This is a genomic window from Lysinibacillus sp. NPDC056959 (assembly GCF_042674095.1).
Lineage (GTDB): Bacteria > Bacillota > Bacilli > Bacillales_A > Planococcaceae > Lysinibacillus > Lysinibacillus zambalensis.
In genome coordinates this window covers 1-16,339 of sequence record NZ_JBHURE010000043.1, presented here as the reverse complement: position 1 = coordinate 16,339, position 16,339 = coordinate 1, and the positions used below count along the sequence as shown (strand labels likewise).

Here is a 16,339-nt window from a genome sequence, read left to right as displayed (position 1 = left end):
AAAGCGTAGCGACAGCAACAAATGTTTTAACTGTGCGAAAGCGTAGCGACAGCAACAAATGTTTTAACTGTGCGAAAGCGTAGCGACAGCAACAAAGCGCCCAGTCGGAACGGAAATCAACCCTTCGCTTTGCAAAAAAGACACACTTAAGACTCTTTAATTTCATTGACCATTTGTTTTTCAAAAACGTGAAGAGCCAACTTCATATAGAAGTTGGCTCTTCCTTATGTCGAGGATACTTATTTACCACATGTAATGCATGAATAATCTCTTTATTGATTCGTTCGATATTTTCAGGAGTATTCATCACTTTGAATGCTTCATCTCGGGATTCCATAGATGTAACATACTTACTAGGCAATACATTCAGTGTAAGTGCCACTGCGTCAAGTTCACAGATTTCACATTTACAAAATGTTTGATATTCCGGTCCACGTAGTAGAAAACTTACTAAACCACGTACAATTTCCTCTGTAACATTTACTAAAATAGGATCTGACATATTCAAAGCTTCGCCTCATTTATATTTAATTGTTACAATATTCCTGAAACCATAATAGCGTTAACAAAGCTTTTTTTCAAGAATCGCTAGTAACATCTATACCATTAATATCACTAGCTCCCCAGAATGACTTTTTTTCTACACGCTTCCACCGGATTATATCTTATTTACCATTTCTTAGACTTGATTAATCTTAATGAATTCAACACAACTAGTAATGTAGCACCCATATCTGCAAAGATGGCAATCCATAATGTTAGCCAGCCTGGGATAACAAGTAACAGGGCAATTAATTTTAGGGCTAGGGCAAATATAATGTTCTCTTTAATGATACGTAATGTTTTTCTACTTAAGCCAATTGTATACGGCAGCTTCGTTAAATCGTCGCTCATTAATGCGATATCCGCAGTTTCCAGTGCTGCATCCGTGCCAGCGCCTCCCATTGCAATACCAACATCCGCTGCGGCAAGTGCAGGTGCATCATTGACACCATCTCCTACCATCGCCACTGCACCAAACTGTGCACGTAAATCTTTAATGGCCATTAATTTTTCGGCTGGTAATAAGCTTGCTCTTACATCTGTCATATTTATAGAAGTTGCAATTGCCTGTGCTGTTGGTTCTGCATCACCTGTTAGCATAACTTTATGTTTCACTTTTAAACCATTTAATTTATTTAAGACATCTTTACTTTCTTGACGTAATTGATCAGCAATACCAATCATTCCAATAAACTGATTATTACTAACCGCTGCTACAACTGTTTTCCCCTGTTGTTGAAGTTGATGAACCTGTTCTTTTATCATTTCATCAACAGTCGTTAATGTAGCAATCCATTTTAAGCTTCCTACATAGATTATTTGATCGTCAACTGTTGCATAGGCACCCTTGCCTGTTACGGATTGAAAGTCTGTTGGTATAAACTCTGTCAAAATTTTTTCATGCAAAGCCCGCAAAATAGCTTTAGCTAATGGATGCTGTGATTGTTTTTCAACAGCCGCTACTAGTTGTAAAACATAATCCTCAGACATCTCTTGCGATGTAATAATATCCATTACAGCAGGTTGACCTTTCGTAAGTGTGCCTGTTTTATCAAATGCTATTGCTTCAATATGACCAAGCTGCTCTAAATGAATACCGCCTTTAATAAGAACGCCTTGTCTAGCAGCGTTCCCAATTGCTGTAACAATAGCAACTGGTGTAGAAACGACTAATGCACATGGACAACCTACAACAAGGACCGCCAATCCTTGGTAAATCCAATGTTGCCAATCGCCTATAAATAAAGGTGGTAGAACCGCTACAAGTAAAGCAACAATCATAATTGCAGGCGTGTAATATTTCGCAAAGCGATCAACGAACTGCTGTGAAGGTGCTTTTTCTGCCTGTGCTTCTTCAACAAGATGAATGATTTTGGCAATTGTAGTGTCCTCTACTCGCTTTGTCACACGAACCTCTAAGGCTCCTTCTTCATTTAGAGTTCCTGCAAATACTTCGTCATCGACTGTTTTACTGACTGGAATAGATTCACCTGTAATCGCTGCCTGATTCACTGCTGACAATCCACTCACTACAATTCCGTCCATAGCAATCTTCTGACCAGGTTTAACGATTAAAATGTCACCAATTTCAATCTCCTCAGTCGGTAGCTCCATCTCATGAAAATGCTCGCCATGTGCACGTTTTATCGTCGCTGTAGGAGGAGCTATATCCATGAGCTGACGAATCGATTGACGCGCTTTATCCATTGAATACGCCTCAAGCGCTTCACTTACTGCGAATAAAAAGACAACAACAGCCGCTTCTTCCCACTCCCCAATAATGGCCGCACCTATTACTGCAATAGTCATCAGCGTCTTCATATCAAATTCAAAGCGTGCTAGATTGCGGAAGCCTGTTTTAAAAATTCCAATTCCCCCAACTAGAATTGCGATAATAAACATCCCAATAGTTAGCGGGTCCGTTTCACCATGCATTGTTCCAAACATATATCCAAGCACTACGAATAACAAAGAGATTCCAGCTAATATATTTTCAGTTTTCCGATAAAAAGGTGTTGATTTTTCAATTGTTCTTGTCTTTGATTGGGATACTTTTATACCGTCGAAAGCACCTGCTTCTTCAAGTTGATCAACGTTAATATCACCGGTAACTGTTATTTTAGAAGCACCGAAATTCACTTGTGCATCCTGAACCTCTGGAATAGCCTTCACGTTTTTTTCGAACTTTGCTGCACAGCTGGCACAGGATAAATTTTGCAACCTATATTCTTGTTTAGTTGGTGTTGCTGTCATCTACAATCCCCTCTTTCACATGTTCGTAGGCAATCGTTACAATTTGATACACATGCTCATCAGCTAAAGAGTAGTACATTTGCTTTCCTTTTCGATATGACTTCGCTAAGTTATTATCTTTTAAATATCGTAAATGATGCGATGCTGTTGCTACTGACGATCCTATAATGGAGGCAACATCGCAAACACATAATTCATCTTCGACCGTTAAAGCATACGCAATTTTAAGTCTTGTTTCATCAGATAATGCCTTTAAAAACTTTGCTACTCTCGATAAATCTGGCATTTGTTGTTGAACCTTAATGACCGCTTCTTCATGAACTTGTGTTATCTCGCATACTTCTTTTGGCATTTTCTCACCTCATTCAAATGTTTGTTTGATTGTTTTCACCATAACATAATATTCCATCATATTCAAACGAATATTTGAATGTAAATGATTTATATCACAAATTCAAAAAATGTCTTTATAGTTGCTAACTAAAAGTAAAAAAGCTATCACTCCATTGTGATAGCTTCGTATGTTGTTGTATTAAATTATGGGTCTTTGGCAAAGCGAGGGGTTGATTTCCGTTCCGACTGAGCGCTTTGTTTTTAATGTCGCTACGCTTTCGCACAGAGCAGAGCTTCCTGGGGCGTCCGATGAGCCGCTTGGGGCAACAGATGTTTTTTGCGCGAAAGCGTAGTGCTAACGTAGCGACAGCAGAGGGTTTTGATTGTGCGAAAGCGCAGCAACAGCAGGATGTTGGTCACGAAGGCGTTATCACCGGATGTGATGGTTTTAGCCTTCGTTCCTCTACCGCTGATCCTCGAGGAGTCGCCCAGTCTCCAATCCAATCAACCACTTTACTTAGCATGTCCTAAAATGTCATTGAATCTCCTTAATCAGTTTATCATCTGACATCTCCTAATCAATTTATAAAAACTCCTTTCTACTCGAAATAGAAAGGAATTTTTGTTGTCTTAATATCAAACCCTGTAGATACTTATAACCTCTCATCCTATTTTGCTTTTAATCGTAACGTTTTACCTTTAATATCATCTTTCCACACATACGTTTGATGATAATCTCCATTAGCCCAATCCATTACTTGATCTTGATACCAAGCAGATTTTACATGTCCACTCTGTCCTGGACCAACGATATGATAGGCTGTGCTTAAATCACCGACATCAACTACAAAGCGCCATGATGCTCCGTGAGTAACATTTCCAGCTAAATCATTATCAGCAGCCTGAACAGTAACTTTTGAACCCCCAATAGGAACCTTTTTAGCATTAAAATATGCCGCAAGAATTGGCGAAGCTTTACCTAATGTATGGTCAAAGGTAAGTTGATGGAAATCGCCCCACTTCCATTTCGATGCATTTTTTCCGAATTGATCTTCTATTTGTTTGACAGTGAGCTCTAATGCCTTGTAAACAGTTGCATCTACTCCGCCCTGTTCCTCAATCCATATACTCTTCTTACCTGCATAAGCTGTACGTAAAAGCTGGTCTGTAATATTAAATTTTCCATACATTAATTCATACATATCTTCTGGCATCTGATCTTTAAATAACACTTCTTGTAACTTCTCCATTAACGTATGGAACACTAATGGTGCCCCAGAATCCTTTGCATCTACCATATCCCAATTCTCTAATAATTTTATAACATCTTTATATTTCCCATCTTGATCTTGTGCTTTTATCGATGGTAATAAATATGGTAGAAACTCACGAGCATATAGGTTTTGCTGATCCATTTGTAAATTCATCATATCTTCCACTGTTAATGAATCATTCGCCTCTAAAACTTCCTTAATCCGTTCATAACGATAAGGCTGAGCCCAGAAATCTGTTATATGATAAGGATATTCTTCCCCAATAACTTCATTATTTGCTGTCGCAATAAATCCTTCATCAGGGTTTACTACAGTCGGGAGCTCATCCCACGGGATAAAACCTTCCCACCCATATTCACTAGAATCACCTGGTACTGGTAATTGCCCGTCTCCTTGTTTCCGTATTGGAATTTGACCATTCGCTTTATAAGCAATCGTGCCGTCTTTTGATGCAAAGACAAAGTTTTGAGCCGGTGCTTTAAAATCCTCTAAAGCTTTTTCAAATCCATTCCAGGATTTCGCTTTATTAAAACCTAGTATTGCACGTAGCTCTGTCGTTCGATGCAGTGCCGTCCACTGCATCGAAAATTGTGCTGTAGGCTCAGTATCTTTAAAGGCTAAATCTGTCATGATTGGGCCGTGACGTGTAACAACAACTTCAAAATCTACCGTTTCCCCGTCCTTTACCTTAATCGGTTCATCCCGTACCTCCGCTTGTTCCCACTTGCCATCATAGCGGAACTGTGTTGGATTATTCGGATTAGGCATTTCTATATATAAATCCTGTACATCAGGTCCAACATTCGTTACACCCCACGCAATGTTATCGTTGTGTCCTAAAATAATACCTGGAATACCCGCAAAGATTACGCCACTAACATTTTGCTCAGGAGATTGTAAATGCATTTGATACCAAATAGATGGTGTACTTAATCCTAAATGTGGATCATCCGCTAAAATCGGCGTACCGTTTTTTGTTTTCTGCCCAGATACAACCCAGTTATTACTACCGTTAAATTCATTTGGCAACAGAGCTGCATTAAAACGCCCTGCCACGGCAACTGGATTTTCTTTATTTGCCTCGATAATGGATGAAGCGTTTTTAGGATACTTTATAAATAATTCTTTAGCTTTTTCTTCATCAAAATTTTGTAAAGCCCAATGCCGGAACGCAAGCGTATTCCAATTACCACCTAAGTCATATGCCATATATTTACCAATAGTAAGAGAGTCTATAACAGACCACTCCTCAGGTTCGTAACCTAGTAATGCGAATTCATAGCTTAATGTTTTATTTTTCTTTGCCTGTGCAATAAAAGCATTGACGCCATCTGCAAACCACTCAAGTACCTGCCTGCTTTCTGCATCATAAGTACCTAATGATTTTTCAGCTGCATCCCGCAAGCTAAATGTTCGGAAAAATTTATCAGTATCAACAGTTGCCTCACCGATTATTTCCGACAAGCGACCGCTAGCTTGTCTTCGCGCTAAATCCATTTGAAACAGTCGATCTTGCGCTTGCACATAACCTTGCGCACGATACAAGTCTGCATCTGTCTTAGCAAAAACATGAGGAATCCCCTTGTCATCCCTTGTGACAGTAACATCTTCATCTAGTACATTCAATGATAGCTCTCCATCAATTATTGGTTTAGATTTATTCATAAACCAGGTAAATCCGATAAATGCGACAATAGCCACTATAGCTAAACATCCTGCTATAGCTAGAAGCCATTTTTTCCACGTAAACTTTCTCACATCTCAACCCCCTTTTTGCAATATATTCTTTTACCTTTTAAAGATTCGAAGTTAATTGTTTATTGCTTTGCAGTATAAAAAAAATCGTATTTCCTTTTAGAAAATACGATTTTTTATGATGTTGAAAAACTATTGTCATCTTAAAGGGGCTCCCTGTGAATGTTATAGATGAGGATGGTTTCCATTCCAGGCTAATAGACTTCCCTGCGAACGCACTTCCTCTACCTATATTTCCATTACGTTCCTTTTTCATACAAAATATTTATGTTGCAAAAGTTTCGTTCTATCACTAAAAATTAGACTGTCGTGACAGAAGATACACGCTATGTGAAGTGGTTGATTGGAGTGGAGACTGGGCGACTCCTTGGGGAATACAATAGAGGAACGAAGGCTAAAAGCATCACATCCTGTGATAACGCCTTCGTGACCAACATCGTGCTGCTGCCGCTACGTTGCACTCACGCTTTCGCGGCTTGGCCCGAGACCCTGCAGCGAAGCGTCAGCGTCAAAGCGCCCAGTCGGAACGGAAATCAACCCCTTGTTTTGCCGAAGAGCCATCCTTTAATTGATCGTTTTATTGTTCAGAAATCTTAGTTATTAAGCTGTAATTCGATCGGACAATGATCACTGCCCATAATTTGTGAATGAATACTCGCTACGTTAATGTTGTTCTTTAGTCTCTCCGAAACAATAAAGTAATCAATACGCCATCCGATATTACGCTCGCGTACTTTATTCATATAAGACCACCATGTATAGTGGTCTGTTGTATCTGGATACATGTAGCGGAATGAATCTACGAAACCACTTGCCAATAGCTCCGTCATTTTTGTACGTTCTTCAAATGTAAAACCTGAATTACCATTATTCGATTTTGCATTTTTTAAGTCAATTTCCATATGTGCGACATTTAAATCACCACAGTAAACTATAGGTTTCTTGGAATCTAGCTCTTTTAAATAAAGCGCTAATCGATCCTCCCATTCTAAACGAAGAGGTAATCTAGCTAAATCACGTTGTGAATTTGGGGTATAAACATTCACTAAGTAAAAATCTTCATACTCAAGTGTAATAATTCTCCCCTCTTCTTGTGATTCATCCTCACCAACGCCATAACGTACTGAAAGTGGTGTATGCTTTGTAAAAATAGCTGTTCCTGAATAACCTTTCTTTTGTGCATAATTCCAATACTGCTCATATCCCTCAAGTGAGATTTCCACTTGTTCAGCCTGACACTTTGTTTCTTGAATACAGAAAAAATCTGCATCTACATGATTGAAAAAATCTAAAAACCCTTTACCTAAGCAGGCTCGAATTCCATTAACATTCCAAGATATAAACTTCAATTTCTGTTTTCACTCCTCGAAAAACGCCCTCCACCATTAGTGAAGGGCGTAGTATTCTATAAGTCGTCACCAACGATTTTTACTTCTGTTTCTAAATCGATGCCAAACTTTTCTTTAACTTCTCGTTGTACCATTTGAATTGTTGCAATATATTCAGTAGCCGTTGCATTACCTTTATTAACAATAAAGCCTGCATGCTTCGTTGATACCTCAGCATCACCAACACCTTTTCCTTGTAAGCCACTATCTTGAATAAGCTTACCAGCAAAGTGACCAGGCGGGCGCTTAAAAACGCTCCCTGCAGATGGGTATTCTAACGGCTGCTTAGATTCTCGCTGAAACGTTAAATCAGCAATTTTTGCATCAATTTCTTCCTGCACACCTTTTGCTAATTGAAATTCGGATGATAATACATAGTATCCTTTCTTGGCAATGATACTTTGACGATAACCAAGTTCAAGATCTTCTTTCGATAGTATTAAAATCTCGCCTTCTTTTGTTAGCACTTTCGATGAAATAATAATATCCTTAATTTCACCGCCATATGCACCGGCATTCATTGCCATAGCCCCACCAACTGAGCCAGGGATACCACAAGCAAATTCAAAACCTGTTAAAGATGCTGCTGCTGCCAGTTTCGATACATCTTTTATAAGTGCACCACTTTGCGCATAAACATGGTCACCATTAATGCGAATTTCATCTAAAAACGAAAATGTAACAACGATCCCTCGATGACCGCCATCACGAACGACCATATTAGATCCATTACCTAACATTAATAAAGGTATATTATTTTTGTGAGCATAGCGAATAACCGTTGCTGCCTCTTCCTCTGTTTCAGCGAGAACGAAAATATCCGCTTTACCACCTAATTTTGTCATAGTATATTGCTGTAATGATTCATTTAACTTAATATTGGCCGGATTAACGCTCTGTGCTAAATCCGCTGCCCATTGTTCTTTTGTCATGAGAGCTAATTCCTTTCTAACGTCCTTTCTTACTCTACACTAGTATGGATTTAGAACCCTAATTTGACAAGTAAAAATGAAGGGTAATTTTTATCTCGCCTGAATAGGTAGCGAGACTCTCCATGCAGAGCCGATGAATAGGATACAGAAAATTCATGGTCATTATATTACATATGTCCAATGTTTATCTATCCATCAGAAATTTCGAGATAGACTTCACACTTTTATAGCCAACTCGTTGCCCACGATTCGATATTGCGGATTGCTCCTTCTAGTGCCCAACCTTTATCCGTCAAAGAATATTCAACACGCACTGGTACCTCTGAATATACTTTTCTTGCAACAAGCCCTTCTTTTTCTAGCTCTTTTAAACGTTCGGATAATAAACGGCCACTTACAGGTAATGCAGTTTCAATCTCATTAAAACGCTGTGGTCCATCTAGTAATTGATATAAAATCAGCCCTGTCCAGCGTTTTCCGATTAAATCCATTGCTTTAGCTAAACGAGGACATAAATTTGACTCACTCATTTTTTTCACCTCTTATGTACTCTATTGTAACGATAATTTTTAAAAAAGTAAATTTGAAGTAACTTATTTACTACAAGTAATCTATTTACCTTTTCTTATTTGATTACTAAATGTAACTTAAAGTGTTCTTTCATTTTTGGCATTAGCTTTTGCTTTAACATCGTATCAAAGCTACTGATGGCATAAAAAATTAGCCATGGCTGCTTGATCAGAGCGTAGTCATGATAGCTAATTATTTAAAAAATGGCCACTTATTTCATATAGATGCACATGATTTTATTATTATGATTACTCCCCCTCTGTTAGAAGAAAAGTTACCGTACTAATGACTTTCAAGGAGCCTTTTTTATATTTACTTTCATAAAATAAACTTTTAAAAAAGTAATATTTTACCACATTTTCTGAATACTCATTGAAAACTTACATTGTTTAATTTATTATTCGTGTAAGATACTGTTTTTAGAGGCTTTTCCACGAAAAACTTCGATCGTGATGTGCATCTTATATCTCCTGATTTTTTGAAGCGGACATTTATCCAAAAATTTCATTTACGTCTACATATATTGAACAATTAGAAGATAAGAAGTTTGCTTTACATGGAAATTTAACTATTAAGGATCTAACAAAGCATATTGATTGTTTTTACAACAGTATATACAGGGAACAGTGTAAATCCATGGGCGCAAGAAGAATGGGTTCCTGATGAAGGTACAGATTGAATTTTATAACACTCTCCTAGAAACAGGTGGTGTATTGTCGTAGTTGATATTGTAGTGGATCTTGAAGTATATCCTTTATAACAACTTCAAGCACAATATTTCGTAGAACGGAGGACTTTTATGGTAGGGTTTGATGAATTCTCTTCAGGACATACTTTTATTTCAATGATGTTTTTGATCGTATTCGGTATTATCGCATTTTCTATTATTAAAAGTACTTTACAATGGTCAAAAAACAACAATGAACCATTACTAACAGTACCCGCTAAAGTCGTAACAAAACGGTCTAATACTAGAGGAGGTTCTGGTAACTCTAGTGCTCATACATCGTACTACGTCACGTTTGAAGTACAAAGTGGTGATCGTTTAGAATTAAAGATGAATGGCCGTGATTATGGACAGCTTGCAGATGGTGACTTTGGCTTACTATCATTTCAAGGAACACGTTTTCATACATTTGAACGACAAAAAAAGGAGAGCAGCGTTTAACAACGCCCTCTCCTTTTTAACATTTCATTATTACTTAATTAAATATTTACCAAAGCCGCCTTCAGTATCGCCTAAATATTCGATACTGCTACCTGCAGGAATAACTTTTTGTGCATCCTTTGCAGAATTGTAAATAACTTTTGTATTTGCTGGGAACGGTACAAATGACCAATTGTTATCCGCAGCAGGATTAATTGTTTTGTTTGTCATAATGTAGTCAATGACAGCTTGGCGATTTTCATAAGCATAGTTTGTTAAGTTAGAGCCATCTGCCTTTTTAAATGTAGCACCATAAGAACCACCAACACGGTAATTGTTCGAAATGATAATAAATTCTTGTTTTAGATCGATTGGTTTACCGTTGTATTGCACGTTTTTAATACGATTTGCTTTTTCGTCTAGTAAAATACCTCGACTATCATACTTTGCAGGTGATGTTACATCAATTTGATAAGTTAAGCCATCTAATACATCAAAATTGTAAGAGCGTGCCTCTGGGTCAATAATATTTTGTTCTTTAGTTTGTTTTGGATCAATTGTTGCAAAAACACCAGCAGCCATTTCTAACCATTCAATAGCTTGTGCACCTGTTACTTTAATCGTTGCAAGCGTATTATCGTAATAATAGATGTCTGCCATATTTTTAATTGCTAGCGGACCTACAGGAATGTTTGTGTAATCTGCAGGGTTATTTCGAGATCCCGCTTTGAAAGGTGCACCAGCTGAAAGAAGTGGTATGTTTTCATCAGCAGTACCTTTTAATTCTTTTTCAATAAACCATTTTTGAGCTTGTGTCACAATTTGAATAGAAGGATCGTCTTGAACCATTGAGAAGTAGCTATGGATTGGTGCAGTTGTCTCACCAACAGGCTGACGAATATACTTTAACGTACCTTCATGCGCTTCTTTAATTACATTTAAAACTGTTTTAGATGGTTTTAGGCCTTCTTGTTTGATAGAGCGGATAGAACCTTGTCCATCCTTCACAACCCATTTAGCCCCTTTTTGTTCTAGTTGTAAATCAATAACTCCAAGATAGCTACCATAGCTTCCTGCCATTACAGTTGGAACACCGTTAATTGTCCCTTTTTCTTGATCGACATTTTTCAGATTTTTATAGTCACCTGGGAATGTTAAATGAGAGTGACCTGTAATTAAAGCATCGACACCTTTAATCTCAGAGATTTGGTACCCAACGTTTTCGTTACCTTTTTCGTAAGTATCTTCACCAATACCTGAATGTGAAAGTACTACAATTACGTCTGCACCTGCTTTTTGCATTTCTGGTACAACTTCCTTCACCGCTTCAACTGGTTCTTGCATTTCTACTTTGCCTGCTAAATGAATAGCATCCCATTCAACAATTTTCGTAGGTACAATCCCTGTAACACCCACTTTAAGCGTGTGCTTTTTACCTGTATTATCTACTACCTCTTTATGAAGAATTACATACGGTGTGTACATACGCTTTTTTGTTTTAGCGTCGTATGTGTTCGCATTTACGACTGGATATTTTGCATCATTTAATACTTCATCTAAAAACTTTAAACCATAGTTGAACTCGTGATTCCCTAAAGTTCCTCCATCATATTTCAGCGCATTTAGTGCTGCTATTGCTGGATGAACCTCACCTGGTTTCAAAGGATTCTCTATCGCTTTATAAGAGCCTAGTGGCGTTCCTTGAATTAAATCACCATTATCAAATAATAATGTATTTGGGTTCTCCTTACGGGCTTGTTCAATTAATGTAGCCGTGTTTGCTAAACCTACATCAGCTGATTCAGCATCTAAGAAATAATTGTAATTAGCAAGATTTGTATGAATATCTGTTGTTCCTAAAATTTGAAGATTTACTGTAGATGTTGATAATTTGTATTCAGCTACAAAGCGTTTAATAATACTTTGCATTTGCTCAGTTGTTACATAGGCACGCGGACGAATTGTGTTATCCTCAAAGCCTTGTAATAAGTTTGCTGCAACAGCATTTGCTAAATCTTGCTTATGTGCTTTAGCAATTTGATCCGCATCTTTAAACTTATCTAATACAGAAAGCGGTGCATTATCTTTGGCTAATCCACGAGCAGAAATAACGAATGCTTGTTGTCGTGTCAATTTATCATTTGGCCCAAACAACGTCGCCGTTTTACCTTTAATAAGATTCAGTTCTACTGCCTTTTCTACATACGGAGCTAACTCCTTAGAAATGTCAGTGAAGGCAGTTTTGGAACCATCCCCTAGCCCTACATTTAAGCTTTCTACTAATTCTTTCACGTAATCCCCGCGTGTCACATCGTTTGATGCAGCATTCGCAGATAGTCCAAATGGTAACACCGCGAATAGAACAAGTAACATCGCTAAGAATTTAGTAATAAACTTCTTACCCATGGTAACAACCTCCTTATAAATCTAATATTTTCCTACGTTTTTCATTATATTATACTAATTAATAATTTAATTGAATAAATAGTCCTAATTGTATGTATTTTTAAACGAATAGCAAAACTCTACTTCTCAAAATAATAGAATAATATCATTTACACAACCGGATGTTAGTAAATGTAAATTCGAAGTACATGCATAGTACCAATAGGTTAGACCTCCTTATCACTACCATACCTCTATGAATAAAAAAAAGTTCTCTCAAATTAGAAAGAACTTTTTTAAAAGAATTACTATATTTCCCTAGTCAACAAGCCAGAGAATAGTATTTATTATGCAGTTACAGTTTGTAAAGATTGAGCTACTTTTTTAACCGCTTCTAGGCCATTTGCAATAATTTCTTGCGCTTTATCTTGTGAAGCGTTATGACCTTCAATGATAACCTCTTCGATAATTTCCATACCGAACATGCCAACAACGTTTTTGATATAGTTAACTGACATTTCTATTGATTGTGCTTCAGGTGTAGAGTAGAAACCACCACGTGCATTTAGAATAACTACTTTTTTGTCACCCATTAAGCCTTCTAATTGACCGTTTTCATTATATTTAAATGTATAACCAGCTTGGAATACATAGTCAATGAAAGTTTGTAATTTTGCTGGGATTGTTAAGTTCCAAAGTGGGAAAGCAAATACGACAACATCGGCTGCAGTTAAAGCATCCATAGCTTTTTGTTTTGCAGCTAAAAGACGTGATTCAATATCAGTTAACGTTTCACCGTTTTGAACTTTACCAAAAGCATTGAAAAGATCTTGACCGAAATAAGGCATATCTTCTGCGAATACGTCAAAAGTCGTTACGTTTACACCTTGTACATTTTCCATAAATGTGTCGTACATTTTTGTTGAAATACCGTCAGGACGGTTGTTTGCTTTTACTACTAATACATTCATTATATAAATTCTCCCTTAAATTTCAAAATTTAATATCTCGAATTCAAGATATATGAATATATTAAAAAACTTTGTGTAAAAAGTCAACGTTAGTATACTAAGACTTTTGACCGAAATGCGGATATTTCAAAAAATTCACATCACAAAATAAGGTTTATTCCCATTCCGACTGGGCGCTTTCCTAGGGGCGTCCAGTCTCCATTCCAATCAACTTTGCCACATGATATGCGTTTAACAAAGATCTATCTCCTTTTACTTGGAATGTAAAATGAACTTACCAGAGCTTTTTCGTGTTTCGAGAGTATTCTGTAAGGGAACCAAACTTTTTCGAGGTTCGTGTCAGATCAGCTTCCTGTCCAAAGTGATCAGGTCATGTTATTTCTTAACCTTTCAAAAACAAACTTAAAATTTACAACTATCGTCCGTACAAACTCCACTGTCTCCAGAGCCTGCCATCTTTAATTCTGGTTGTAAGCCTTCTTCCTCGGCAACTTTACGTAAAGTTTCTTCAAATACTTCTTGAGGTTGTGCTCCAGAAATACCATACTTACGATTTAATACAAAGAACGGTACCCCTCGTACGCCCAGTTGTAGCCCTTCTTGTATATCAGCCTCTACCTCTGTTTTAAAATCGTCGTTAGCAAGAACCTTTGCAACTTCTTCATGATTTAAACCTACTTGCTCGGCAATATCGATTAATACATCATCCTGACCAATTCGCTTAGCTTCAATAAAATAATTGTATAATAGTGCTTCGACAAGCGCTGAAACATCCCCTTGTTGTTCTGCCCATTTCACTAGCCGATGTGCTTTTAAAGTATTTTCTTCCATTGAATGATCAAAGTTATAATCTAGGCCAACTTCTTTTGCACGAGCAGCAACACCTTGCGTCATTTCTTTCGCTTTTTCTAGCGACATCCCATACTTTTTCGCCAATGCTTCATACGTAGACACATTTGTATCCACAGGTGTTGTTGGGTCAAGTTGATAGCTTTTATAAACGAGCTCTACTTGCCCTGCAAAACCAGTTTCCTCAATCGCTTGCTCTAGTTGCTTTTTGCCAATATAACAAAACGGACATACATAATCTGACCAGATTTCAATTTTCATAGTTAGTCACGCTCCTTTTGCTACATTGTAGCGATAGTAATGATTACAAGGCAATTTTTATGCTTCATTGCATAATTTCTCAAATCAATCTACATACTGAACGTAAAAACAATGTGAGGGTTATGTATGACACAATCTCTTTGGCTCGGAACAATTGATCACGTCTCCCTACCAACTCTTCCTGCGTCAACAACTTGTGATGTATGTATTATTGGCGGAGGCTTGACGGGACTATATACAGCATATGTCTTAGCAAAATCAGGTGTAGATGTAGTCTTACTTGAGGCAAATTCCCATATCGGTCATGGTACGACTGGTCATTCAACAGGAAAATTAACTGCACAGCATAGCTTAGTTTATGCCAACCTTATTGAAAAACTTTCTGTAGATGAGGCGCGGCTTTATTATCAGCTCAATCAAATAGCTGTAGAAAAAGCATTACAGTTACTCCCTAAAGAAAGTATCCAACAAGTAGATTCATTGCTTTATTGCCAAACAAAAGAAGGCTACGCCCAATTATTAAAAGAATGGAATGCCTATAAAGTATTAAATATTAAGGCGAAAATCACTACTGACACAGAGCTTCCCTTTCCAATTACAAAAGCACTTAGCATGTCCCAGCAGGCACAAATTCATCCTGTAGAAGTATGTAATTTCCTTGTTAAAGAAGCTTTATCAATGGGCGCAAAAATCTATACAAATACCCGTGTTCAGCAATTAAACATACCACAAAATAGCTTACATACCGCAAATGACATGTCGGTTCAATACAACAAGCTTATTTTATGCTCACACTATCCAATTGAAGCCTTTAGAGGACTACATCTTTTCAAACTTTCTAACAGTCGCTCCTATATGGTTGCTGGTAAATTCACTGATACTCTACAAGGTCAATACTTATGCGTAGATAATCCTACACGCTCTATTCGAACAGCTACCATTAACGGTGAGCATTATTTAGTATTGGGTGGCGCTAATCATATTGCAGGTGAAACAACCAATACCCAGCCCTATTATGAAGCTATTCAAAATGAAATGAAGGCTCACTTCGATCAGGATCCTATCTATCGCTGGTCTGCGCAGGACATCGAAACACCTGATATGGTCCCGTATGTTGGCAGGATTACACCGTCTTTGCCTAATGTTTTCATTGCAACTGGCTATCGAAAATGGGGAATTTCCAATTCTTTTGTAGCCGGAGATCTACTGTCCTCCTTAATAACAGGTGCTGGGAATGAAGATGGCGCCATTCCCCTTTATTCACCAACACGTACGAAATTTGGTGCTCAATTTATGCAGATGCTAAAGGTAGGAGGTTTTGTAGCCAAAGAATTCGTAACAGGTTATGTGAAACGTGCGAATACACCAACTTGCACGCATTTAGGTTGTAAAACAAAATGGAATGAAGCCGATGAAACTTGGGATTGCCCTTGTCACGGCTCTCGCTTCAATGCCAAAGGGGAGGTTCTTGAAGGTCCTGCTGTGCACCCTTTAAAGCTAGATTAACAAATGCGCTAAACCGCTCGTTTACATCTGCAAGCGTTGGAGTGCCCACAGCAAAAGTATTCCTATAATTTCCTTAACAATCGAGTAGGAGGGAGTGATTAGCTCCCGACCTCTCACACCACCGTACGTACGGTTCCGTATACGGCGGTTCAATTAAGATGAATAACGCAAA

Annotated in this window: 13 protein-coding genes; 3 read left to right on the top strand and 10 right to left on the bottom strand. The window is 37.7% G+C overall.

The window, feature by feature from the left end; all coding sequences use genetic code 11:
* Positions 1–202: 202 nt before the first annotated feature.
* From ACFTQ7_RS24110 to ACFTQ7_RS24080, 7 genes are all read right to left on the bottom strand, one after another.
* Positions 203–502 (bottom strand): late competence development ComFB family protein, encoded by a 300-nt coding sequence (locus ACFTQ7_RS24110; RefSeq protein ID WP_368483752.1) that lies wholly within the window; start codon positions 500–502, stop codon positions 203–205.
* Positions 503–669: 167 nt separating this feature from the next.
* Positions 670–2,796 carry a heavy metal translocating P-type ATPase gene (locus tag ACFTQ7_RS24105; protein WP_386831788.1) on the bottom strand — a complete coding sequence of 709 codons (2,127 nt, stop codon included), beginning with the start codon at positions 2,794–2,796 and terminating at the stop codon, positions 670–672.
* Positions 2,777–3,148 carry an ArsR/SmtB family transcription factor gene (locus ACFTQ7_RS24100; RefSeq protein ID WP_349661730.1) on the bottom strand — a complete coding sequence of 124 codons (372 nt, stop codon included), beginning with the start codon at positions 3,146–3,148 and terminating at the stop codon, positions 2,777–2,779. The genes ACFTQ7_RS24105 and ACFTQ7_RS24100 overlap by 20 nt, the downstream gene beginning before the upstream one ends.
* Before the next feature lie 649 nt (positions 3,149–3,797).
* A complete protein-coding gene (locus ACFTQ7_RS24095) occupies positions 3,798–6,161 on the bottom strand; it encodes a penicillin acylase family protein (RefSeq protein ID WP_386831785.1) in 2,364 nt (787 codons plus the stop codon).
* 590 nt (positions 6,162–6,751) lie between these two features.
* Entirely contained in the window at positions 6,752–7,507 is a 756-nt protein-coding gene (locus ACFTQ7_RS24090; RefSeq protein ID WP_386831783.1) for an exodeoxyribonuclease III, read from the bottom strand.
* A 56-nt stretch (positions 7,508–7,563) separates the two neighbouring features.
* Positions 7,564–8,478 (bottom strand): UDP-N-acetylmuramate dehydrogenase, encoded by a 915-nt coding sequence (gene murB / locus ACFTQ7_RS24085; RefSeq protein WP_349661733.1) that lies wholly within the window; start codon positions 8,476–8,478, stop codon positions 7,564–7,566.
* A 224-nt stretch (positions 8,479–8,702) separates the two neighbouring features.
* Positions 8,703–9,008 carry a winged helix-turn-helix transcriptional regulator gene (locus tag ACFTQ7_RS24080; RefSeq protein WP_197142135.1) on the bottom strand — a complete coding sequence of 102 codons (306 nt, stop codon included), beginning with the start codon at positions 9,006–9,008 and terminating at the stop codon, positions 8,703–8,705.
* 529 nt (positions 9,009–9,537) lie between these two features.
* Here ACFTQ7_RS24080 and ACFTQ7_RS24075 point away from each other — a divergent pair.
* Both ACFTQ7_RS24075 and ACFTQ7_RS24070 read left to right on the top strand, forming a co-directional pair.
* Positions 9,538–9,711 (top strand): hypothetical protein, encoded by a 174-nt coding sequence (locus tag ACFTQ7_RS24075; RefSeq protein ID WP_386831790.1) that lies wholly within the window; start codon positions 9,538–9,540, stop codon positions 9,709–9,711.
* 136 nt (positions 9,712–9,847) lie between these two features.
* Positions 9,848–10,216, top strand: coding sequence for a DUF2500 domain-containing protein (locus tag ACFTQ7_RS24070; RefSeq protein WP_386831781.1), 369 nt, complete (start codon positions 9,848–9,850; stop codon positions 10,214–10,216).
* A gap of 30 nt (positions 10,217–10,246) precedes the next feature.
* Here the strand turns inward: ACFTQ7_RS24070 and ACFTQ7_RS24065 are convergent, their stop codons facing one another.
* The 3 genes from ACFTQ7_RS24065 to ACFTQ7_RS24055 all read right to left on the bottom strand — a co-directional run bounded on the left by ACFTQ7_RS24065 (position 10,247) and on the right by ACFTQ7_RS24055 (position 14,661).
* Complete coding sequence (locus ACFTQ7_RS24065; RefSeq protein WP_386831779.1) at positions 10,247–12,601, bottom strand: bifunctional 2',3'-cyclic-nucleotide 2'-phosphodiesterase/3'-nucleotidase; 2,355 nt, start codon at positions 12,599–12,601, stop codon at positions 10,247–10,249.
* 326 nt (positions 12,602–12,927) lie between these two features.
* Positions 12,928–13,551, bottom strand: coding sequence for an FMN-dependent NADH-azoreductase (locus tag ACFTQ7_RS24060; protein WP_349661736.1), 624 nt, complete (start codon positions 13,549–13,551; stop codon positions 12,928–12,930).
* Positions 13,552–13,953: 402 nt separating this feature from the next.
* Entirely contained in the window at positions 13,954–14,661 is a 708-nt protein-coding gene (locus ACFTQ7_RS24055) for a DsbA family oxidoreductase (RefSeq protein WP_386831776.1), read from the bottom strand.
* 126 nt (positions 14,662–14,787) lie between these two features.
* On the opposite strand from ACFTQ7_RS24055, the gene ACFTQ7_RS24050 reads away from it, so the two are divergent.
* Entirely contained in the window at positions 14,788–16,167 is a 1,380-nt protein-coding gene (locus ACFTQ7_RS24050) for an FAD-dependent oxidoreductase (RefSeq protein WP_386831774.1), read from the top strand.
* Positions 16,168–16,339 lie beyond the last annotated feature (172 nt).